The sequence below is a fragment of the Mycobacterium sp. DHQP2018-32-09 genome (genome assembly GCF_058148405.1).
Genome location: NZ_JBYVYK010000023.1, coordinates 68,230 through 84,793, shown reverse-complemented (window position 1 = coordinate 84,793; position 16,564 = coordinate 68,230). Strand labels below are relative to the sequence as shown.

Below are 16,564 nucleotides of genomic sequence, written 5' to 3'. Positions count from 1 at the left end.
GCGCCGCGCCGGCGGCACCGGTCGGCGGCACCGCGGGCCGGCGGCCGTGGCGCCGCTGGCGGTACGTGCGGTGGCGAACACCGTCCGCACCGCGGATGCCCTGGTGCGCAAGCAGATCGGCGGAGTCCGCAGCACCATCGAAGACCTCGCCGGGTGGGCGCGGGTCGAACAGCCCGACCTCGCCGCCATCACGGCCGACGGGCGGGTGGTGCTGATGTTCTCCGACATCGAGGGCTCCACGCAGCGCAACGAATCGCTGGGTGACCGCGCGTGGGTGCGGGTTCTCGAGCGCCACAATGCGCTGATCGGTCGAGCCGTGGCCGAGCACGACGGAGTCCTCGTGAAGAACCAGGGCGACGGGTTCATGGTGGCGTTCGCGCGCGCCGGCGATGCCCTGCGCTGCTGCGTGGCGGTGCAATCTGCACTGGCGCAGGACCCGCGGCGGTGGGACGGCATCCGGGTGCGGATGGGCGCGCACGTCGGCACGTCGGTGCGCCGGGGCGACGACCTGTTCGGCCGCAACGTGGCCATGGCGGCACGCATCGCGGCGCTCGCCCAGGGCGGCGAGATCCTGGTCAGCGAGGACCTACGGGCCGCCTCGGGCCCGGATTCCGAGGTGACCTTCGGTGCACCCCGCGAGGTCGAGTTGAAGGGCCTCACCGGGACTCACCGCATCTATCCGGTGGAGGCGAGCGCGTGACGCGCTCATCCTCGGTGGTCGTCGTGGGCGAGTACGACCTTGCCGACGGTGGCCTTGGATTCCAGCAGCCGGTGCGCGCGGGCGGCGTCGGCGATGGGCACCACGGTGTCGACGACGACCCGGACCGCCCCGCTGGCGAACAGGGGTAGGACGTCTCGAGCGACGCCCGCCACGATGTCGGCCTTCTGTCCCGGGGGTCGCCGCCGCAGCATCGTGGCCGACACGCTGGCGCGCTTGACCATCAGCTGCCCGATGTCCAGCGGTGCCGCCGTCGTGTCGCCGCCGATGATCACCAGATGCCCGTCGTCGGCGAGACATTCGAGGTTGCGGCCGAGGTAGTCCGCACCGACGACGTCGAGGATCGCGTCGACGCCCCGCCCGTCGGTTGCGGCCAGGGTGGCCGCCACGAAGTCGGTGGTGCGGTAGTTGATCGCCGTCACTGCACCCAGTTCTCGTCCCACCCGCACCTTGTCGTCACTGCCCGCCGTGGTGATGACGCGAGCCCCGATCGCGGTGGCCCACTGGATGGCGAAGGTGCCGATACCGCCTCCGGCGCCGTGGATCAGGACGGTGTGTCCCGCGGTGAGCCCGGCGACCATGGCCAGGTTGGAGTACACCGTGGCGGCGACCTCGGGGATCGCGGCCGCTTCGACCAGGGTCAGCCCGGTGGGGATGGGCATGACCTGAGCTGCGGGAACGGCCACCTCGTCGGCGTAACCGCCACCGTCGAGCAGCGCGCACACCTCGTCGCCCGGTGACCACGTCGTCACTCCGTCACCGACGGCGATGACGGTCCCGGAACACTCCAGACCGAGCGGGCGGGACGGCCCCGGGGGTTGCGGGTACTGGCCGCGACGTTGGAGCAGGTCGGCGTTGTTGACACCCGCGGCGGCCACCGCGATGAGCACCTCACCCGGCCCCGGCCGGATCGGTGCGACCGGCCGCCACTCGAGTACCTCGGGCGGGCCGGGGCGTTCGAAGATCGCGGCGCCGGTCATCGCGTTGCCCTGGCTGCGGCGTGGCGGGCGATGCTGTGGGCATACCGCGGCGTCTCCACCTCGCAGTGTCGCCCAGAGGCCTCCTGGCGGGCGGCCGCCGCTTCCTCGAACGTCTGCCCCTGGGCGGCGATGAAGTCGAGGAAGTGTTGCGTGGGGTGCGAGGTCACCGTGTTCGTGTACCGACAGTGGTCGTCGTCGAGCCGTTCCATGCGCAATTCCCAGATCACCTGGGTGCTGGTCCAGCCCGCGGGCGTGAGGACGTCCGACAGCGAGATCATCTTGCAGTACTGCGGTTCGGTGATCTCGAAGCGGTACTGCTGGACCACCAGTCCCGTGCCGATCATCTCGACGTTGATCGACATCGGCGTCCCGTCGTCGTCGACGGTGTAGCCGGCGGCCTTGTGGTCACCGGGTGCGCACCGTTGGTATTCGTGCGTCGGCAGGGTCTTGAGCCACACCGCGATGTCCACGTGGTCGAACGGTGCGCTCACCTCGGCGGTGACGACGGCGTGTGAGAGGACGAGGTCCTCGCGAACCAGGGTGTCGACCATGGTTGCTCCTGTTCTTGGGCCTCGGCTCTGTCCTCCGAGGGGTGGCATCAGCCTGTCGCGAGCGGGGCGGCCGAAACAATGGCGCTGACCCGACCGCGCGGGTAGTGCTAGCGCCAGTTCACCGCGGCGGGCCGACACGTGACCGGCTGACCCTGCGATCACCGAGCCTCGACGAACAGCGCCGCCGCGGCAACCGCTTCGACCAGGCCGTAGAACCAGTTCGGGTAGAACGCCGTACGGTCGCCGAACACCGCCGAGATGACGCGCCCCAGCGCCATCCCCGCCAGTGCCGCGGCAACCGCAAACAGAATGCCTGCGCGAATCTCGTTCGGCGAGTGCAGCGCGTAGCCCAGGACGGCGGCCATCGCGATCCCGAAACCCCCATACACCGCGCGAACTTCGGCGCGCTGGGCACCGATGTTCACCTCGAACCCGAACGGCGACAACAGCTTCGCGGGAGCCGCCAGGGCGTAGAGTCCCATCCCCGCGAAGAAGATCCCGACGACGACGATGCTGAAACCGGCCACGGTAGTCTCCCAATCAGTTGACGAGGAGTCCACGATGTCTCAGGCCGGCGCCGGTCCGCTTCCACGAACCTGTCATCCGACGGTGTGGTTGTGGCCAGGGCAGGTCGTGTACTCCGGACCCGCGCTCGGCTTGAACCCGCATTCCGGCGCGGTGTGGTGCCTGGCCGTTGGTGTCGACGGACCGTTGACCGTGGGCGTCGGAGACCAGCGCGTGATGGCACGTACCGTCCTCATTCCGCCACGGCGCACCCACCAACTCGTCATGGACGGGCCCTTGGTGTCGTGCTATCTCGATCCGGCGTCGCGGCGCAGCGCCGTGTGCCGATCGAGGTTTCGTCGGACGGCCCACGGCATCGGCGTTGATCACGAAGCTGAGACCCGGTTGCTCGTCCCCCCGTCCGACGACCAGGACGCTCTGTCTTGGCTCGAGGCCGCGGCACCCTCGGCGGCCCGTCCGCCCGATCCTCGAATCTTGGCAGCTGCCACGGTAATTGGCGACGATTTGACTGTCGCACCGGCGGCGGCGGTACTGGCCGCGCACGTCGGGATGTCGGAGTCGGGTTTCCTGCACCTCTTCACGCGGGAGATCGGTACGACCGTGCGCCGTTATCGCATGTGGTGCCGGCTGGTCCGTGTCGGCGAGGAACTGGCCGCTGGTCGTGACCTCACCACCGCGGCGGCCGAGGCCGGGTTCGCGAGTCCGTCACACCTGTCGGATCGGTTCCGGTCGACGTTCGGCTTGTCGCCGACGCGGTTGCTCGAGACCGGCGTCTCGGTGCGGGTGCCTCGAACTCGTGATGCGGTCTCGTGATGCGGTCTCGTGATGCCGCCGAGTGAGGCCAAGCACGTCGGGATCGCGCTGTTCGAGGGTGCCGAGGAATTGGAGCGACCGTGCTCCGTCAGGTCACGGGTTCGACGCGGATGGGCGGTATGCGCTTCAGGCAGTCGGTGGCCGATCCCGTCGTAGCCGTCCGCAGGAACTGCTCGACGATGTCCGCGACGCACCCGCTCGGTTCGACGTCGGGGGTGTGTCCGACGTTGGGCACCACGAGCAGACTGCCGCGGGGGAACTGGCGGGCGGCGGCCTCGCCGTTTGCATCCGGGGTGATCGCATCGAGGTCTCCGGAGAGGACCAGCACGGGGACGTCCGGGAACGGTACGCCGCTCTGGTCGGGCCGTTGTGGCGCCGTGGCGTGCCAGCGGATGCACACGTCACCCCCGTCGTGCTGAGCGTCGGCGAACCCCTGTGCGCTGAACGATCCCAGCACACCCGCCTGCGCCAGCGCCCGTTGGTATTCCGCAGTGCGCGTGGCGTCGTCGGCGTCGGGCGACCACAGCGTCAGGTAGTCGTTGCAGGCCACGGTGACGTAGAGGTCGTCGTCGTCACCATCGGAATCTGCGTTGGCGTCGACGACGTCGCGGAGCACGGCGCGCAGCGCGGCGTCATCGCCTCGGGCTGCCGCGTGCAGAGCCGCGGGCAGCCGTCCGAGCGGCGTCATCGCGTCGGGGTCGCCTCCCGCGTCACTCGTTGCTCCTTCGAAGACGAGGTTGGCGAATTCGCCTTCGGTTACCTGGATGTCGTCCAGCAGCAGGGGTGCGGCGCGCAGCCGGGCGGTCACCGCCCGCAGGTCGTCGACGGCCGCCTGGCCGTCGCAGGAGCCGCTGCGCTCACAGATGCGGCGCAGCGTCAGGTCGACGGCGTCGGCATTGGGTCGCTGGAGGGGATCGAAGCGCAGGGGATAGGCGCCCGCGAGCACCATGGACCGGAGGTGCTGCGGGTGGCGTTGCCCGTAGACGGTCATCAGGTAGGTGCCGTAGGACGAACCGTAGGCGATCACGTCGTCGATGCCGAGGTGCTCACGGACTGCGTCGAAGTCGTCGGCCGTGGCTGCCGAGGTGTAGCCGGCGGCACGTGGGCCCAGGCGGTCGGCGCAGTGGGCCACCGCCGCCCGCTGGGACTCCCGCGGGGCCACTTCGAAGGTGCCCTCGTCGACGCCACAGTCCAGCGGCGTGGATGCGCCGGTGCCGCGGGGATCGACGAGCAGCAGGTCGTAGTCGGCGAGCATGCTCTCGGTGGTCGCCGCAACGTCGATGCCGTAAGCGATGGTCGGTACTCCGGGCCCGCCCGGGTTTGCGATCAAGGTGCCTGCGGCCGTGGGTGATTCGCCGTTGTGCCGCACCAGCGCATAGCCGACGTCCACGGTACCCAGGTCTGGTCGTCCATCGACCAACGGCCGGGTGAGCACGCCGCACGTCGTGTCGTGACCCGTGATCTGCGGGCACCACGGCGGCGGCTGCGAGGCCGGCGGTGTCACGTCTTGGCCGCAGGCGACGACCGTCGTGGCCATACCCACCGCCGCGCCGGTCGCGAGGAGGAGGCGTGCGGTACGGCGCGCCGATCGACTCCAGCCGTTCACGGGAACCTCGCTCACCACCGAGTTCGACGGCCGAGTGCTCGGTCGTGTCGTCCGCGGATCGGATCGACGATCAAGATCGTAGCGCTGGGGGCCCGATCGCATCAGCACGTGTCGGATCGCGAAGAAACGGGCAGTGTGAAGAGATGAGCAATGAAGCCAAGGTGACCGTGGAACGAACCATCGACGCGCCCGCCGACGCGGTGTTCGACGTCCTGTCCAATCCGCAGCGGCATCCGGCCCTCGACGGTTCCGGGTTCGTGCGCAGCGTCGACCACGCCGACCGGATCAAGGAGGTCGGTGACGTGTTCACGATGAACATGCAGGGTGACCACATGGGCGGTGAGTACAAGACCGACAACCACGTGTCCGGGTACGTCAAGGACAAGCTGGTGGCATGGAAGACCGCGCCCGCGGGCACCGAGCCTCCGGGCTGGGAGTGGCTGTGGGAGTTGGAACCCCAGGGACCCCATCAGACGCTGGTGCGTCACACCTACGACTGGTCGAAGGTCACCGACAAGGATCTGCTGAAGAAGGTGAAGTTCCCGCTGGTCACCGAGGACCAGCTGAACGACACCCTCGGTCGGCTCGCGGAACAGACGGCGTCCTGAGGTGCCGCCGTCAGGACGGGGCGGCCGCCGCGACCGGTAGGTAGGGGCCGATGGCGCGCCATGCGCGCTCGACGTAGTCCTGCTTCTCGCCGACGGGCGCCACGTAGTGCAGGGCCTCGCGAGCGGCATCTGCACCATGCAGCCGTGCGATCACCCAGGCGGCCAGGTAGGGCGACGCCAGGCAGCCCCCGGCAGTGGCGATGCCGTCGTCGGCGAAGAACGGTTGATCGAGTACGTCGACCCCCGCCGCCACCACCCACGGCTTGGTCGTGAGGTCGGTGCACGCGGGCACACCGCGCAGCAATCCGAGTCGCGCTAGCACCAGGGCGCCGGAGCACTGCGCTGCGATCAGTTGTCGTCGCGGATCCAGGCCGCGGAGTTCGTGCATGATCTCAGGGGCTTCGACGACCTCGCGGGTGGCGATGCCGCTGCCGACGATCACCGCGTCCGCGGCGATGGCCTCGGACAACGTGGACATGCGTTCGATGGTCACCCCGTTCATCGACGTCACCCGAGCGGCGGGCGCGCAGATCGAAACGCGCCATCCGGCGACGCGATTCAGCACGCCCAAGGCGATGAGCGAGTCCAGTTCGTTGTAGCCCTCGAAGGTCAATATGGCGACGTGCACGGTGGCGTCCTCTCCGGCGATGTGGTGGACCCCACGGTACGAATCGCCATCCATGACGACCAACCGATTGTCATGCATACAATTCGGCCGTGCCCTCCGCCCGGTATCGGTCGATCGTCGACGTGATGGCGGCCAACATCCTGGCGGGGCGCCTCGAGGCGGGTAGGCGACTGCCCACCCATCGCGAGTTGGCTGCGCGGGAGCGCATCGCGGTCGTGACGGCCACACGGGTCTACGCCGAACTGGAAGACCTGGGGTTGGTCAGCCGTGAGCGCGGCCGCGGGACGTTCGTGCGCGATCTCGCCCTGCCCGCTGGGCACGGCGTGGACCAACGAGTCCTCGGGCCCGACGCCGTCGACCTGAACTTCAATCATCCTGCGCTGCCGGGCCAGGCCGACCTGTTGCGTCGTGCGTTGCGCGACCTCGCCGGCTCGGGCGACTTGGAGGCGCTGTTGCGGTATCAACCGCACGAGGGCCGAGAACGAGACCGGGCCGCGGTGGCGACGCATCTGCTCAACCGCGGGCTGGACGTCACGCCCGAGCGCGTCGTCATCGCCAACGGTGCCCAGCACGGGCTCGCGGTCGCCACGATGGCGACGCTGCGCCCCGGCGACGTCGTCGCCGCCGACGCGCTGACCTATCCCGGTTTCAAGGTCATAGCCGAGGCGCTTCGTTTCGAAACCCTGCCCTTGCCAACACTTCCGGGTGGTCCCGATCTGGAGTCGCTGCAGCGGGCGTGCCGCGGCCGACGGGTTCGGGCCGTCTACGTCATGCCGACGTTGCACAACCCCCTCGGCTGGGTCATGGACGAGGAGGCGCGTGCCGACCTGGTGGCGATCGCTCGCCGCCATGGCCTGTTGATCATCGAGGACGCGTCCTACGCCTACCTGGCCGAGGACCCGCCGCCTCCGTTGGCCGCCATCGCCCCGGACATCACGGTGTACGTGTCGGGTCTGTCGAAGAACGTCGCCACGGGACTGCGCGTCGGGTTCGTGGTGGCGCCGCAGTCCCTCGTGCCCGCCGTGGCACGCGCGATTCGCGCCACCACCTGGAACACGCCTGCGCTCACCGTCGCCGTCGCGTGTCAGTGGCTCCTGGACGGCACGGTGGAGCGCCTCGAAGCCGACAAACGTGACGATGCCAGATCCCGGCAGGCGATCGCGCGTCAGACGCTGCGACCGTTCGGAATGGTGGCGCATCCAGCGTCCTACTTCGCCTGGGTGCCGCTCCCGAGCGACGCCCGTGCCGACCGAGTCGCCGCCACCTTGGCGGCCGAGCGCATCTCGGTGTCGACGGCGGAACCGTTCGCGATCGTCGACAACCCGCCGCAGGCGCTGCGGTTGGCCCTCGGCTCGGTCGGCCACGGGGTGCTCGCCGACACGCTGGCGACGGTTCGCCGCGTCATCGAGGAGGACGCGTATCGCTGAACCGCCGACGCACGGTTTGCCGGCCGTGTCGCAGACGTCGCCGGTGCACACCAGATTCGTTGATCTTGAAGGCCAAATCATGCCGAGTCGGGCGGGATCGGGGAAATCCGCGATTCGCTAGCGGTATTACTGACGCCGGTGTACATTTCATCGGAAAGTCACCTGGGGATCCCCTACCGTCTTCCGCCGCGAAGCGCGGGTGCGTGCACACGAGACGTTCGGGGGATGTCGACACCATGACGGGCAGGAACGGACACCGCCGCGCGGGGCCTACGAACGCCGCGCCGCCGCGGCGGCCATCACCCAGCGGCGTGCATCGGCGGTGGCTGCTGCTCGGGCTTGCGTCCGTCGGTTTCGGTGCCGCGCTACTGCTGGGGCCCCACGCCGCCATCGCCAATGCCGACGACGGTGCGAAGACAACGGCGTCCTCGGCGTCCTCGGGGTCTTCGGGCTCTTCAAACTCTTCGGAGTCTTCGGGGTCTGGGTCCGCGTCGCGCTCGGACACTCACACCAACGCCTCGAAGCCGGCCCAGCGCACCAATACCGCCGCCGACCCTGCCGATCGAATGGCGCCACCGCGCGGCAATGCCAAGGCCAAAGGTGGCCCAGTGCAGACGAACCGGAAGACACGCGTAACGATCGACGACGCGAACCGTCGCCCCGATGCCACCGCACCGCTCAACGATTCCACCGAAGCCGGCACCACCATCACCATCACGCCCACCATCACCAACACGCCCAGTGCCACCACGCCCTCTGCCAACACGCCCTCTGCCAACACACCGGCCAGGACCACCCCGCCGGCGAAGCCGGTCGACCAGGACGTAAACCAGTCCGGCCCGTCGAGCCGCGGCGCCGGCCGCGTCGGCCCGACCACCAAGCCGCAGGGCAGCGCGGACTCCGCCTCGGTGACGGAGGCCGCCGGGATGCCCACGGTCACGCGTTCCTCTGATCCACGGTCGGTGCCCGTTCCGAGCCCGCTGGCGGCCGCATGGCAAGGTGTGGTCAATCTGGTGCACTACACCCTGTTCAATCGCTCGCCGACGGTGAGCCTGGGGCCACCCGTCACGCTGGCGGACGGCAATGTCGTCGTCGATCCGAACGGTCAGAGCAACAACGGGTTCGGTGTGTCCTACGCCCTCGGTGTGGCGCCGCGGTTCGGCAGCGTCCTGGTAGATCCGCACACGGGACGATTCGTGTACACACCCGGGCCCGGCGTGACGCCGTCGCACGCCTACGACGGCTTTTCCGTCATTGCGAGCAACGGGGCCCAGGCGCAACTGCCCGGACTGCTCGGAATGATCCAATCGCTACTGCACCATGCGGCGCAGCAGGTCGGCCTGGCGCAGAGCGATTCGACGGACGTCACCGTGACGCTCGATCTCCGGGACCCCAGCGTCCTGGCCGCCGCGGCGCAACGCGCCGAACCCGCCATTGCGCGCATCGACACTGGTGCGGGTCGCGGAACGGGCGTCGTCGTCTCGTCCGGCGGCACGGTCCTCACCGCCTTCCACGTCGTTGCCGAAACCAAGGACGTGACCGTCATCGTCGGCGGACGACGCTACGGCGCCACCGTCGCCGGGTACGACCGCAGCCTCGACATCGCCGTGCTGCACCTGCGCGACGCCGTGGGTCTGCCGACCATCACCGCCGCCGAGGGCCCGCTGCCCCGTATCGGGCAGTGGGTGGCCGCCCTGGGCAACGCCAGGGGCAACGATGAGCCGCTCACCCGCGCGATGGGCACCGTGGTGGCCGTCGACCAGTCGGATACGTTCTTGCACCCGTGGTTCGGCCACGACGTCACACAGCGAGGCCTCGTCGAGACGGCCATTGCGCGCAACCCGGGGGACTCCGGCGGCCCAGTGGTCGACCAGGACGGAGCCCTCGTCGGGATCGTCACGAGTGCCGACTTCGACGACGACACCGGTGCGCCGAAGCCGCGCAGCTTTGCGATCCCCGCCGCTGCCGCATTCGCGGTCGTCGAGGCGGTAGACCGGGGGATGGCGACATCTGCGATACACCTGGGACCTCAAGCGCATTTTGGTGCAGCGCTGGGAATTTCGCCTCCGGGTGCGGCGGGCGTCGCGGTCACCGACATCGATCCCGGCAGCGCCGCCGCCGCGGTGGGGCTGCGTCCGGGTGATCGTCTGACCCACGTCGGCGGCCAGGCCGTCGCCTGGCCACTGAGCGTCCTGCTCGCCCTGGACGGCTACGAACCGGGCGACCTGGTCGACGTGGCATGGACGGATGCGGCCGGTGACCTGCATTCGGCGAGTGCCCGACTTGGCTGAGGCGCTGTTCGCGCGCGGAGTTTCCGACGTGCCCGGGCGCCGGTTCCGGACACCGTGCCGTCCAAACCGTCGAAGATCAATGGCCGCATCATGTCTCGAGAGGGTCGTGCGCATCCTCTTGCGGCAGGCGCGGGTTCGTCCACGGGACGGTGAACGTCGGAGCCAACGCATCTGATTCGTCCGACCGGCTGTCGTGCGAGGTCCGCCGCGCAGTGCGCGACGACCGCTAGCCGTCAGGCCAGCGTGACGAGCTGGTCGATCGAGTCCCTGGGCAGTTCGCCGTCCACGACGGCGGTGACGGTGAGGCTGTTCAAGGTCATCTCGCCACCGTGGTTGTCCAAGAACGCGGTGTCGGCGGCGTCGCGACCGGTGGCGATGCGCACCATGGTCTGCCGCGGCGCGAGGCAGGTGGCGTCGACCACGCGCCACTGATCGTCGATGAGGGCTTCGGCCACGGCGTGGAAGTCCATCGGTTCGCACCCCGGCGCGTAGACGGCCACCAACCGGGCAGGCACGTTGAGTGCTCGCAGCAGGGCCACCACCAGATGGGCGTAGTCGCGGCACACGCCCTGGCCGGAGAGCAAGGTATCCGCCGCGCCGTCGATGGGGTCGCTGGATCCCGGGACGTAGTCCAGGTGCGTGCCGACCCAGGAGGACACCTTCTCCAGCAGTGTCGCGTGATCGCCGACCTTGCCGAACTGCTTGGCGGCGAAGCCGAAGAACTTGTCGGCCTCGGCGTAGCGGCTGGGTCTGAGGTAACGGCTCCTGTCGTAGGAGGTCGGGGTCGCGGCCTCGCTGCGGCCGACGATGGTCGCAGCGTAGTGCACCTGTAGACGACCAGACTCGACGTCCATGACGTGAATCCTGTTCCCGTGCGTGCCAATGATTTCCGTGGCATCCATGGGTCTTCCGTCGAGCGCGAACGACAGCGTCTCGGTGACCTGAGCGCCTGGGTGGGGGGCCGCGGAGATCTGAAACTCCAACGTCGTCGCGTCGCTGACGGCGATGTCGAGTTCGGCTGTCACACGGCGTTCCATCGCCATCATGCTGCCAGACGCCGGGCGCGGGCGCTCGCTCGACCTGCTCGGCGAATTTCCACCCCCTCGCTCGACGAGATGGGGCATCATCGTCGATGAAGATCGGCCGGAACCGTCGAGAGGTCTCATGACCGGGTCAGAACCGCAGGAACGGGCCGATGCCGAAGAACTGGCCGACGCCCTGCTGTCCGCGCTGGAGGTAGACGCCGAGTCGACGGACGGGTCCGGCGACCTGGTGGGTGCTGCTGCCGCGGCGTTCCGTCGCCTCGGCATCGAGTTCGTCCGGCGGTACAACCGCCTGGACATCACGGTCGAGACCGGCGAACTCGCCGAGCCGGTCCTGTTCGTGGCCAATCACGGCTTCGGGGGCATCTTCGACCTGAACGTCTTCGCGGTGGCCGCCACCTTCGAACGGTTACACCTCGACCGCGGCGTCACCATCCTGACGCATCAGCTGGCGTGGACGCTCGGTGTCGGTCCGCTCATCGAACCGCTGGGCGCACGGCCGGCGAGTCCGCAGGCGGCGCAGGAGGCGTTCGCGCGCGGCGAACATGTGGCGGTGTTCCCGGGTGGGGACGTCGACGCCGCCAAGTCCTGGGAGGAGCGCAATCTCGTCAAGTTCGGTGGCCGTCACGGCTTCGCCCGGTTGGCCATCGAGGAGGGCGTGCCCATCGTCCCGATCGTCACCGCGGGTGCCGGGGAGTCGCTGTTCGTGATCTCCAGCGGGGAGCGGCTCGCTCGCGCTCTGCGGCTGGACAAGCTGTTGCGCGTCAAGGCCGCACCGGTCAGCGTGTCGTTGCCGTGGGGACTGAACGTGGGCGCCGTCGGCATGCTGCCTTATCTGCCCCTGCCCACCAAGCTCGTCACCCGGGTGCTGCCGGCGATGCCCGCGCACGACGGGGAGACGGCCGAGGACTACGCGACGCGGGTCCAGGAAGCCATGCAGGCCGCGATGACCGAGATGACCGCGGGTCGAACGCCATTCCTTGGATGAGGCGTTCGACTGCTGCTCGCGGTCCCAGCTCAGCTCCGCCACGGCGAGTCGCCCGTGTCCCAGCGGCGCTGCAGATCGGGGTACAGCGTCGTGAGATGGTCGGGGATCGTCCGCTTGACGGTTCGGGTGCGATCGTCGGTCAAGACCTCGGGTGATCCGGACTCGACGGCGTCGAGGATTTGCGCGGCGACGTCGGCGGGGGACAGTTTCGGGTCGGTGACGGTGGTCGTCATGTCGGTATCGACGAAACCGGGATGTACGCCAATCACGTTCGTGCCCTGGCCGTGCAGTTCGAGGCGCACGGCATTGGTGAGTGACCATGCTGCGGCCTTGGACGCACAATACGATGCGTTGAAGGGCAGGGAGTAGAAGCTCGCCACCGAGAGCACGTTGACGAGCGCACCTCCTCCGTTGGCCGCGAGGATCGGAGCGAATGCGCGTGTCATCGCCAGTGTGCCGAAGTAGTTGACCTCCATCTCGATTCGCGCCGCGTCGGGGGACCGCGGGGTGAGGAACGGTGACTCCAGCATCGCTCCCGCGTTGTTGATCAGCACCGCGACGTCGCCGCACCGTCGTGCTGCCGCGGAGACCGCGTCGTCATCGGTGACGTCGAGCTGGATCGGGATCACCCGCTCGTCGTCGAAGTCGAGTTCGGAGGGGGTACGAGCCGTCGCGTAGACCTTGCGCGCGCCCCGTTCGAGAAGCGCCGTCACCAGCGTCCGCCCGATGCCACGATTGGCGCCCGTGACCAGGCTTGCAGAATCCCTCAGCTCCAGCGCCATGTCTCTCGTCATGCTCATCCCTTCGTCGATGCCGATTGCCATCGATTCCACGATGGCGCAGTGATGCGGTCTTCAACGCACCGCGGCGCCGATCGACTTCCCGCCGGGCATCGGAAGCCGTGATGGGTGCCATCGGTGAATCCCATGACCAAGCGCCGACGTCACGACGGGTCACTCAGCGGAGCAGCGCGACGTAGCGATGGCGGGCCGACAGTGCCGCGCGCATGTGGGCAAGGAGCGGATCCATGAAGTCGCGCCGGTACTCGGCGTCGCCGATGGCCTTGACGCTGACGTACATGAACGTCAGTGCGGTGAGGATGAGGGTGACGTGAACGTGGGCGACCGACACGGGAAGGGTGAAGTCGAATAGGACGCTCTGGGCGGAGGCGCCATTCGTGAGCCGCCCCAAGACGGCGGGGTTCAAGACGATGAGCCCGAGGACGAAGAACAGCCCACCGGTGACACCGGCGATGAGCGTCAGCTGCGCCACGTAAGACGTCACCGCCACCATCAAGACGTTGATGCGTTCGGCGCGTCGCAACGGTTGAACGAGGCCATCCCGTGGCTCGACGATCACTGGGTCGATGGACGATCGATTGGGTTTTGCCATGGTCGATGTCGGCACACCGAGGCCCAAGGCGTCACGGACACCGGCCACCAGGAATGCGATCGCGATGGCGCTGAGGAAGGCCAGCAGCAGGCAGATCCGGGTCGCGTCGAGATCGGAGGCGATCAGCCACACGGTGGTGTTGAAGAAGGCCAGCACCGTGAGCAGCACCACCGGAAGCGCGCGAACGGTTAGGCCCGCCGCCGACCTCAGATGCCTCACCGTCTGCCGTCCGCACCAGGCCAGCACCGATCCCAGACCGACGCCCGTTGCGAGCAGCAGGACGACGACCATCCCGAGATCGGTGGCGGTGTCGCGGAGGATGTCGGCGAGACCGTCACCCCACCAATCCGCGGTCACGCCGATGACGATCGACGCGATCGCGATCCACCATCGTCTCCTCGTGTTCGCCATCAACGACACGCAGTGACCCACGGCCACCGCAGCGAGGGGCATGACGATCAGAGCCGCAAGGGCCGCCCATTGCTCGAACGTCGCCGCGTCGACGTCGACGTCCCGATTCCCGGAGGCCACCATCGCCACGAGGCTCAACACCATGATCGTCGCCCAGCCGGCGAAAGCAGGTGCCGATCTGGGGACGACCTGTCGCCATCGTCGCCGCCAGGGGATGACGGACGGCAGGCCGCGTCGCAGGAGCCAGTGATCGGCAGCGTCGAGATCACCGGGAAACGATTCGGCGGCCGTTGGTGTCGAGGATGTTCGCGGTGGCGTCGCAGCGGTTCGGAATACGCGATCCAGCATCGATCAACGGTAGCTGGCCGGTATCGAGCCGGTTCTGGTTCGACGATTCGCCCTCCGTCACACTGCGGTAGTACCCCCGTCGACCGTCCAGATCGCGCCGTGGACGTTGCCGGCATCGGGACCTGCGAGGAACAGCACCGCTGCGGCCACTTCGTCGACGGTGCTCATCCTGCGTGCGGGAATGCGCTGTAGGAGAGGGGCGATGGCGTGGGCGAACTCCCCGTTGCGCTCCGTGGCGATGGGGCCTGGCGCGACGGCGTTGACGCGCACCCCCGACGGCCCGTACTCGGCAGCCCACGCCTTGGTCAGCACGTGCACGCTGGCCTTGGTGGCTCCGTAGAGCGCCGAGCCGGCTGCCCCGTTGATGCCGCTGATCGAGCCAATGTTCACGATGGCACCCGCACCGCGCTGGGCCATTGCCGGCGCGAAGCGCCCGGTCAGCAGGAAGGGCGCCGCGACGCTGACCCCGAAGGCGTCCATGATGTCCGCGGCGCGCACGTCGGCGGTCGCACTCGGCTGCAGCAGCGTGGCGACGTTGTTGACCAGGATATCGAGGGGCCCGCCCACGGCGTCACCCGTCATGGATGCCAGCCCCTCGACGGCGTCGGCGCCTGCGGAGAGGTCGGCCGCGATGAACGTCGCTCTGCCGCCGCGTGATTCGATGTCGCGGACTACCTCCTCGCCCCGTGCTCGCGTGCGTCCGGTGACGACGACGAAGGCGCCGGCGTCGGCGAGCGTGCGCGCGATGCCCGCCCCGAGGCCGGATGTGGAACCAGTGACCAGGGCGGAGCGTCCCGCCAAACTCGATGACGTCATGAGTACATGGGACGCCTCGGGGCCGGTTCACGTCCAACGATCGTTTTTGATCCCGGTCATCGTCATCAGAGATGGTGTGATCGTCGACGCGTGCTGGCGACCTCCGGGCCACCCCAGTCGGGGTCCGCCCACGAAGCATCCCCTCCCCACGCGCCAGCCAATAGCGCGCTGCTCGCGGGCCCGCATACGTCGATGCAGACTTGGTAGTTCGCCCCGGCTGGGGTGACGACGACAATCTACCGCAGCAAATAGCCCCCCAGCGTCGCTTTCTGGATACATGCGGTTCGCGGATTGGCTGTTGATCCGACGATTCGGCCTCACCGAGCGTGTGCGATGGCGAAGAGTCCGCCGACGCCCATCGCGTAGACGAGGAGGACGGCCAACGAATCGACGCCCATCCGCGCCACGCGGCGCCTCGGGCGGAACAGCAATCCCGCTGCGTAGATCAGGGTCAACACCATGGCCAGGGCCGTCAAGTAGATGTCGGTGTGGTGCGCCTGCGGCAGCACCGCGCTGCCCGAGATCACGGTGGCCATCAAGAACAGCACGGGGAGGAACGCGTTGCCGCCCAGGATGTCTGAGATGGCGAGCTGATAGTCGCCGTTGCGCACCGACGTCAGCCCGGTCGACAACTCCGGCAGCGACGTGGCGGCAGCGAGTACGGTCGCGCCGAATAGGACACCCGACAGACCGACGTGGCCGGCGATCTCGTCACCGCTGCGCTCCAGCACCACTCCGGCCGCCAGCGTCACCACGGCGGCCACGCCGAAGATTGTTGCGGACTTGGCCGTGCCGATGCCACGCTCGGTCGCCTTCTGCTCGGTCTGGGTCGTGCTGTGTCCGCGCGGATGCAGTTGCCCGTCGGGCGGTTGGCCGGATGCCTGCCACGGCAGCGTCCGGTTGGCCCGTCGCAACAGCAGCAGACCTGCGACCCAGGTCAGTGCGATCAGTAACGCCGCTGGGGTCACGTGGAGCGCGATCAAGGACCTGGGAAGTTGAGTACCTGCAACGACGATCGCCAGCACCGCCACGACCAGTGCGGCTTCCAGAACGAGCACGAGCGAGGCGGCTCGGTAGGTCAGGGGCCGCTCACCGCGAATCCCGAACGCGTCCAGTGCAACCAGTACGACCGTCTGTATGGCGATGCCGCCGAGCACGTTTCCGACGGCGACGCCGAGGTTCCCGGAGAGCGACGCGCTGGCGACGATGGCGATCTCGGGCAAGTTCGTCGCGACCGCCAGCAAGATCAGACCGCCCAGGGCGGACCCGAGGTGCAGGCGGGTCGACAGGATGTCGGTCTGATGGGACAGCGAGATGCCCGCCACCCAGATGGCTGCGGCAGCCGCCACGAAAACCGCGATCAACGCCCACGACGACCATCCAGACATGCGCAATCCTTCTCGAGCGACCCCCGCCCCG

18 protein-coding genes are annotated in these 16,564 nt (G+C 68.6%); 6 read left to right on the top strand and 12 right to left on the bottom strand.

The annotated features are described in order from the left end of the window. A partial coding sequence (locus tag AC30CM_RS13390; RefSeq protein WP_490117368.1) for an adenylate/guanylate cyclase domain-containing protein occupies window positions 1–700 on the top strand: 700 nt, incomplete at its 5' end. Between the two features lie 5 nt (window positions 701–705). Here the strand turns inward: AC30CM_RS13390 and AC30CM_RS13385 are convergent. The 3 genes from AC30CM_RS13385 to AC30CM_RS13375 all read right to left on the bottom strand — a co-directional run bounded on the left by AC30CM_RS13385 (window position 706) and on the right by AC30CM_RS13375 (window position 2,776). Continuing rightward, complete coding sequence (locus AC30CM_RS13385) at window positions 706–1,698, bottom strand: NAD(P)H-quinone oxidoreductase (protein ID WP_490117367.1); 993 nt, start codon at window positions 1,696–1,698, stop codon at window positions 706–708. Further along, window positions 1,695–2,249, bottom strand: coding sequence for a hypothetical protein (locus tag AC30CM_RS13380; RefSeq protein WP_490117366.1), 555 nt, complete (start codon window positions 2,247–2,249; stop codon window positions 1,695–1,697). Before AC30CM_RS13380 ends, AC30CM_RS13385 begins: the two co-directional genes overlap by 4 nt. A 158-nt stretch (window positions 2,250–2,407) precedes the next feature. Next, window positions 2,408–2,776, bottom strand: a complete 369-nt coding sequence (locus AC30CM_RS13375; protein ID WP_490117365.1) for a DUF4345 family protein — start codon at window positions 2,774–2,776, stop codon at window positions 2,408–2,410. A gap of 502 nt (window positions 2,777–3,278) precedes the next feature. On the opposite strand from AC30CM_RS13375, the gene AC30CM_RS13370 reads away from it, so the two are divergent. Then, on the top strand, window positions 3,279–3,587 hold the full coding sequence (locus AC30CM_RS13370) for a helix-turn-helix domain-containing protein (RefSeq protein WP_490117364.1): 309 nt from the start codon (window positions 3,279–3,281) through the stop codon (window positions 3,585–3,587). An 88-nt stretch (window positions 3,588–3,675) separates the two neighbouring features. Here AC30CM_RS13370 and AC30CM_RS13365 read toward each other — a convergent pair whose 3' ends face one another. After that, entirely contained in the window at window positions 3,676–5,124 is a 1,449-nt protein-coding gene (locus tag AC30CM_RS13365; RefSeq protein ID WP_490117363.1) for an alpha/beta fold hydrolase, read from the bottom strand. Window positions 5,125–5,336: 212 nt separating this feature from the next. Between AC30CM_RS13365 and AC30CM_RS13360 the strand changes: the two genes are divergently transcribed. After that, the gene (locus tag AC30CM_RS13360; protein WP_490117362.1) at window positions 5,337–5,801 is read left to right on the top strand and encodes an SRPBCC family protein; all 465 of its coding nucleotides are present in this window, start codon (window positions 5,337–5,339) and stop codon (window positions 5,799–5,801) included. Window positions 5,802–5,811: 10 nt separating this feature from the next. On the opposite strand, the gene AC30CM_RS13355 is transcribed toward AC30CM_RS13360, so the two are convergent. Next, a complete protein-coding gene (locus AC30CM_RS13355; protein ID WP_490117361.1) occupies window positions 5,812–6,483 on the bottom strand; it encodes a DJ-1/PfpI family protein in 672 nt (223 codons plus the stop codon). A 35-nt stretch (window positions 6,484–6,518) separates the two neighbouring features. Here AC30CM_RS13355 and AC30CM_RS13350 point away from each other — a divergent pair, with 35 nt between their 5' ends. Then, window positions 6,519–7,856: an aminotransferase-like domain-containing protein gene (locus AC30CM_RS13350; RefSeq protein WP_490117360.1), complete on the top strand. Its 1,338-nt coding sequence runs from the start codon at window positions 6,519–6,521 to the stop codon at window positions 7,854–7,856. Between the two features lie 505 nt (window positions 7,857–8,361). Here AC30CM_RS13350 and AC30CM_RS13345 read toward each other — a convergent pair. After that, window positions 8,362–8,796, bottom strand: a complete 435-nt coding sequence (locus tag AC30CM_RS13345; protein WP_490117359.1) for a hypothetical protein — start codon at window positions 8,794–8,796, stop codon at window positions 8,362–8,364. Between the two features lie 22 nt (window positions 8,797–8,818). On the opposite strand from AC30CM_RS13345, the gene AC30CM_RS13340 reads away from it, so the two are divergent. Continuing rightward, window positions 8,819–10,147 carry a S1C family serine protease gene (locus tag AC30CM_RS13340; RefSeq protein WP_490117358.1) on the top strand — a complete coding sequence of 443 codons (1,329 nt, stop codon included), beginning with the start codon at window positions 8,819–8,821 and terminating at the stop codon, window positions 10,145–10,147. A 233-nt stretch (window positions 10,148–10,380) separates the two neighbouring features. On the opposite strand, the gene AC30CM_RS13335 is transcribed toward AC30CM_RS13340, so the two are convergent. Then, window positions 10,381–11,184, bottom strand: coding sequence for a transglutaminase-like domain-containing protein (locus tag AC30CM_RS13335; RefSeq protein ID WP_490117357.1), 804 nt, complete (start codon window positions 11,182–11,184; stop codon window positions 10,381–10,383). Between the two features lie 127 nt (window positions 11,185–11,311). On the opposite strand from AC30CM_RS13335, the gene AC30CM_RS13330 reads away from it, so the two are divergent. Further along, window positions 11,312–12,178, top strand: a complete 867-nt coding sequence (locus AC30CM_RS13330; protein ID WP_490117356.1) for a 1-acyl-sn-glycerol-3-phosphate acyltransferase — start codon at window positions 11,312–11,314, stop codon at window positions 12,176–12,178. A 29-nt stretch (window positions 12,179–12,207) separates the two neighbouring features. Here the strand turns inward: AC30CM_RS13330 and AC30CM_RS13325 are convergent, their stop codons facing one another. The 5 genes from AC30CM_RS13325 to AC30CM_RS13305 form a co-directional block, all read right to left on the bottom strand. After that, window positions 12,208–13,002, bottom strand: coding sequence for an SDR family oxidoreductase (locus AC30CM_RS13325; RefSeq protein ID WP_490117355.1), 795 nt, complete (start codon window positions 13,000–13,002; stop codon window positions 12,208–12,210). A 133-nt stretch (window positions 13,003–13,135) separates the two neighbouring features. Next, entirely contained in the window at window positions 13,136–14,125 is a 990-nt protein-coding gene (locus AC30CM_RS13320; RefSeq protein ID WP_490117354.1) for a hypothetical protein, read from the bottom strand. A gap of 121 nt (window positions 14,126–14,246) precedes the next feature. Beyond that, window positions 14,247–14,390, bottom strand: a complete 144-nt coding sequence (locus AC30CM_RS13315; protein ID WP_490117353.1) for a hypothetical protein — start codon at window positions 14,388–14,390, stop codon at window positions 14,247–14,249. Beyond that, window positions 14,387–15,145 (bottom strand): SDR family NAD(P)-dependent oxidoreductase, encoded by a 759-nt coding sequence (locus AC30CM_RS13310; protein ID WP_490117352.1) that lies wholly within the window; start codon window positions 15,143–15,145, stop codon window positions 14,387–14,389. The genes AC30CM_RS13315 and AC30CM_RS13310 overlap by 4 nt, the downstream gene beginning before the upstream one ends. A 317-nt stretch (window positions 15,146–15,462) precedes the next feature. Next, a complete protein-coding gene (locus AC30CM_RS13305) occupies window positions 15,463–16,533 on the bottom strand; it encodes a sodium:calcium antiporter (RefSeq protein WP_490117351.1) in 1,071 nt (356 codons plus the stop codon). Between the last annotated feature and the right edge of the window lie 31 nt (window positions 16,534–16,564).

What these genes read in the sequence shown, in the direction of transcription:
- AC30CM_RS13320 (WP_490117354.1), bottom strand. Translation starts at nt 14,125, where the DNA reads ATGGTGTTGAGCCTCGTGGCGATGGTGGCCTCCGGGAATCGGGACGTC.
- AC30CM_RS13335 (WP_490117357.1), bottom strand. Translation starts at nt 11,184, where the DNA reads ATGGAACGCCGTGTGACAGCCGAACTCGACATCGCCGTCAGCGACGCG.
- AC30CM_RS13365 (WP_490117363.1), bottom strand. Translation starts at nt 5,124, where the DNA reads ATGGCCACGACGGTCGTCGCCTGCGGCCAAGACGTGACACCGCCGGCC.
- AC30CM_RS13360 (WP_490117362.1), top strand. Translation starts at nt 5,337, where the DNA reads ATGAGCAATGAAGCCAAGGTGACCGTGGAACGAACCATCGACGCGCCC.
- AC30CM_RS13355 (WP_490117361.1), bottom strand. Translation starts at nt 6,483, where the DNA reads ATGGATGGCGATTCGTACCGTGGGGTCCACCACATCGCCGGAGAGGAC.
- AC30CM_RS13325 (WP_490117355.1), bottom strand. Translation starts at nt 13,002, where the DNA reads ATGGCAATCGGCATCGACGAAGGGATGAGCATGACGAGAGACATGGCG.
- AC30CM_RS13305 (WP_490117351.1), bottom strand. Translation starts at nt 16,533, where the DNA reads ATGTCTGGATGGTCGTCGTGGGCGTTGATCGCGGTTTTCGTGGCGGCT.
- AC30CM_RS13330 (WP_490117356.1), top strand. Translation starts at nt 11,312, where the DNA reads ATGACCGGGTCAGAACCGCAGGAACGGGCCGATGCCGAAGAACTGGCC.
- AC30CM_RS13380 (WP_490117366.1), bottom strand. Translation starts at nt 2,249, where the DNA reads ATGGTCGACACCCTGGTTCGCGAGGACCTCGTCCTCTCACACGCCGTC.
- AC30CM_RS13385 (WP_490117367.1), bottom strand. Translation starts at nt 1,698, where the DNA reads ATGACCGGCGCCGCGATCTTCGAACGCCCCGGCCCGCCCGAGGTACTC.
- AC30CM_RS13310 (WP_490117352.1), bottom strand. Translation starts at nt 15,145, where the DNA reads ATGACGTCATCGAGTTTGGCGGGACGCTCCGCCCTGGTCACTGGTTCC.